The following is an 860-nucleotide window of genomic DNA, read 5'->3' on the forward strand; positions in this document are numbered from 1 at the left end:
GTCACCACGACCGGCAGGATCATCGGACGGCGACGGTGGGTCGGGTCGACCCAGCGACCCACCACCCGCCGTATCTGCTGCTGCAACTCGTGGACGTCGGTGGTGCCGTCGAGTACGGCCTGGGACAGTGTCCGGGTGATCAGCGCGGCGACGTCGTCGAACGGCGCGACGGTGGCGATGGAGCCCCGGGCGTGGATCTCCGGGGCGCCGACGAGGGCTCCGGTCGCGGTGTCGACCACCGCCACGACGGAGATGAACCCCTCCTCGGCGAGGATCCGCCGGTCCTTCAGTGATGATTCGAGGTCGGCGACGAGTTGCCCGTCGACGTAGACGTGGCCGCAGGGCACCTTGCCGGTCACCTCGGCACGTCCGGCGCGTAGGTCGACCACCGTCCCGTCCTCGGCCACGACGATCCGCTCGGCCGGCACGCCGGTCGATTCGGCCAGGTGGGCGTTGGCGCGTAGGTGTCGTGCCTCCCCGTGAACGGGCATCACGTTTCTCGGCTGCACGATGTTGTAGCAGTAGAGCAGCTCTCCGGCGCTGGCGTGACCGGAGATGTGCACGAGGGCGTTGCCGCGGTGCACGACGCGGGCGCCCTGCCGGGTGAGGCCGTTGATGACCCGGTTGACGGCGTTTTCGTTTCCGGGGATCAGCGAGCTCGCCAGCAGGACCGTGTCGTCCTCGCCGATTCCGATGGCATGGTCGCGGTTCGCCATGCGCGACAGCGCGGACATCGGCTCGCCCTGGGAACCGGTGCAGATCAGCAGGACCTGATCCCCGGGCAGGTCCTGAGCGGCGCGGGCGTCGATGACCATGCCGTCGGGCACCCGCAGATACCCGAGCTTGCGGGCGATGTCCAT

1 protein-coding gene is annotated in these 860 nt (G+C 69.4%); it reads right to left on the reverse strand.

Annotated elements, in window-relative coordinates:
• On the reverse strand, positions 1 to 860 hold an 860-nt coding region (locus EFE23_RS27860), incomplete at both ends, for a ribonuclease J (protein WP_148058569.1).

The organism is Micromonospora solifontis (assembly GCF_003725545.1).
GTDB lineage: Bacteria > Actinomycetota > Actinomycetes > Mycobacteriales > Micromonosporaceae > Micromonospora > Micromonospora solifontis.